This window comes from Maribacter huludaoensis (assembly GCF_029350945.1).
GTDB lineage: Bacteria > Bacteroidota > Bacteroidia > Flavobacteriales > Flavobacteriaceae > Maribacter > Maribacter huludaoensis.
The window spans coordinates 1-3,805 of record NZ_JARKMS010000008.1 but is presented as its reverse complement, the minus strand read 5'-3'; the positions used below and the strand labels follow the sequence as shown (position 1 = coordinate 3,805).

Annotated in this window: 1 protein-coding gene; it reads left to right on the top strand. The window is 43.2% G+C overall.

Annotated features, from left to right (window positions below):
* The coding region (locus PXC01_RS17460; RefSeq protein ID WP_276473572.1) for a beta strand repeat-containing protein at positions 1-3,805 on the top strand (3,805 nt) is incomplete at both ends.

Here is a 3,805-nt window from a genome sequence, read left to right as displayed (position 1 = left end):
TGGCCGCGGATGCGGTGACCAATGATAAATTGGCGGACGATGCCGTTCAGACGGAGAACATCGTAAACGGGACAATATTAACGGAGGATATCGCTTCAGGCGGTAACGACCAAGTATTGGTTACCGATGCTACGGGAGCGGTAGAGTGGATAGACAAGTCCACCTTTGACGCCATTGCGGATCAGGTTACCATTACCGGATTGGGAACAAGTACGGATCCCTTCAAAGTAGAGGATCTGGCGATAGTAACGGATAAGTTGGCCGCGGATGCGGTGACCAATGATAAATTGGCGGACGATGCCGTTCAGACGGAGAACATCGTAAACGGGACAATACTGACGGAGGATATCGCTTCTGGCGGTAACGACCAAGTATTGGTGACCGATGCGACGGGAGCCGTGGAGTGGATAGACAAGTCTACCTTTGACGCCATTGCTGATCAGGTTACCATTACCGGATTGGGAACAAGTACTGATCCCTTCAAAGTAGAGGATTTAGCCATAGTGACGGATAAGTTGGCCGCGGATGCGGTGACCAATGATAAGTTGGCGGACGATGCCGTTCAGACGGAGAACATCGTAAACGGGACAATACTGACGGAGGATATCGCTTCTGGCGGTAACGACCAAGTATTGGTTACCGATGCGACGGGAGCCGTAGAGTGGATAGACAAGTCTACCTTTGACGCCATTGCTGATCAGGTTACTATTACCGGATTGGGAACAAGTACGGATCCCTTCAAAGTAGAGGATCTGGCGATAGTGACGGATAAGTTGGCTGCTGATGCGGTGACCAATGATAAATTGGCGGACGATGCCGTTCAGACGGAGAACATCGTAAACGGGACAATATTGACGGAGGATATCGCTTCTGGCGGTAACGACCAAGTATTGGTGACCGATGCGACGGGAGCCGTAGAGTGGATAGACAAGTCTACCTTTGACGCCATTGCGGATCAGGTTACTATTACCGGATTAGGAACAAGTACTGATCCCTTCAAAGTAGAGGATTTAGCCATAGTGACGGATAAGTTGGCCGCGGATGCGGTGACCAATGATAAGTTGGCGGACGATGCCGTTCAGACGGAGAACATCGTAAACGGGACAATACTGACGGAGGATATCGCTTCTGGCGGTAACGACCAAGTATTGGTTACCGATGCGACGGGAGCCGTAGAGTGGATAGACAAGTCTACCTTTGACGCCATTGCTGATCAGGTTACTATTACCGGATTGGGAACAAGTACGGATCCCTTCAAAGTAGAGGATCTGGCGATAGTGACGGATAAGTTGGCTGCTGATGCGGTGACCAATGATAAATTGGCGGACGATGCCGTTCAGACGGAGAACATCGTAAACGGGACAATATTGACGGAGGATATCGCTTCAGGTGGTAACGACCAGGTATTGGTGACCGATGCGACGGGAGCAGTAGAGTGGATAGACAAGTCTACTTTAGTTCCAGCCACAACAGTATCAAATACTAGTACGGTAAATACATTGACTACAACTGTAGACGGTATTACGGGAACAGGAGTAGATATCATTAATAGTAATTCATTAACATTAAATGCTAGTAATGAATTAGTTAGTACTGTGAATGGTGAGGCATCTGCAATAGTGGATTTAAGCTCATACGTAAATACAGATTCACAAACAATAAGTAGTGTAGTTTTAAGTCCAAATGAAACTGTAAGAGTAGATTTGGTTGATGGTGGTAGTACTACCATTGACATAAGAGATGCAGATTCAGATCCAACCAACGAATTAGCGGTGCTTGATGCTGGTGTTCCAACTACAAATGGAACAAACTCTGGTGATACTTATGTAGATACAGATACGGGTCAATTATATGCATGGGATGGAACAACTTGGCAACAGGTTGGTGGAAGTGCAGCACCAGATGCTGATCCAAATCCAGAAAATGAACTTTCAGACATATCTTTGGTGGGGACAACTTTAGAACTTACAAACCCTGCACCTGGTGCAACTGGGGTTGATTTGGATAACACCTTTGCTACGGATACGGAAATATCAGATGCTATCACGGCAAGTGAAGCATTGGATTTAGATAAAGATGATCAGAACGAATTACAAGATTTAGAAGAAGTTTTAACTAGAGATCCAAGTGCAGGAGGTATAGTTATTACAGATTTGGGTACACCTGTAAATGCAAACGATGCTGTTAATAAGGCATATGTAGATAATCTTGCAGATGATGATGTTAGTGTTACTAACACCACATCGGGTAACAGAATTGCTACAATATCAGAGCCAGGTATAACAGTTGTAGATATTAATGAATCAGTTACTACTTTAAGTGATGCAGATGCAGATGGTATTTTTGACTATGTATCTGAAAACAATACAACCACTAGTTTTGATGGTACTGATGACCAAAATGCTACTGAAGTTAATTTAGCTACTCCATTAGATGTTGATGGAGATTTGGTAAATGAAACAACAGTAGAGGAAGCTATTGCAGATTTAGCGAATAGTAGCAGTGACAATCAAGATTTGGAGCTAAATAACAGCACAAATATTTTAAGTTTGACCAATGATGCTTCTACGGTTGATTTAACTCCTTATGTAAATGACGATACTAACGAGATTCAGGATTTAGAATTAACAGGAGATAACCTTACGTTGACCAATGACCCAACTGCAACTGCAATCGATTTATCTGATTACAGAGAAATGGTATCAGGTACCAATGACATCACGGTTACTGATGATGGTAACGGAAACTTTACCGTTGATTATTTAGATGGGGATAAGAGTGATACAAACGAAATTCAAAATGCGGCGGAGGTAGATTTAGTAACTCCTATTGATGTTGATGGAGATTTGGTCATTGAAACAACGGTTGAAGAAGCTATTGCAGATTTAGCCAATAATAGTAGCGATAATCAAGATTTAACAGGAGCAACATTAAATGGGTCAAACCAACTTCAAATCGATATTGAAAACGGTGCATCTACATCTGTAGACCTATCATCGTTGAGCGAGACGGTAACTGCGGGTACAGGAGCAATTACAGTGGATGATGATGGTAATGGAAATTATACGGTAAATTCTACTGATTCTGATGAAGATGAAACAAATGAGATTCAAGATTTGTCTTATGATGCTTCAACGCAGACATTAAATATTACAAACAATCCTACAGCTAGCGATATTGATTTGTCAGGATTAGTAAATACAGATGAACAAGATTTACAATTAACAGGTGATAACCTGACCTTGACGAATGACCCTACCGCAACTGCAATCGATTTATCCGATTATAGAGAAACAGTAGTAGGTATAAATGATATTACGGTTACTAATGATGGCAACGGTAATTATACTGTAGATTATGTAGATGGTGATAATGATGCTACAAATGAATTGACGCAAAGAGGTATGGGAGGTCCAACAGGGACACCGGCCGAAGGTACCACTTATGTAGATACCGATTCAGGTCAGCTATATGTTTACGATTCTGGAGCATGGCAACCGGTTGGTGGTAGTGCTATACCAGGTGATGCCAGTGATACAAATGAGCTGATAACTTCTTTTGGAGTTGTGGGTGCCAATCTTCGTATTACCGAAGCGGGTACTGATTTTGAAGTGCCGCTAAGTAGTTTAGGAACAGACAACCAACAGATCAGTTTAACAGGCGATACCATTACCTTGGCCAACGGAACGGGAGCTGATACAACAGTAGATTTGACAGGCTATATCAATACGGACGAGCAGGACTTGACGGCAGCGACGTTGACGGGCAATAGCCTGACCATAGAAATACAGAACGGTGATCCCGT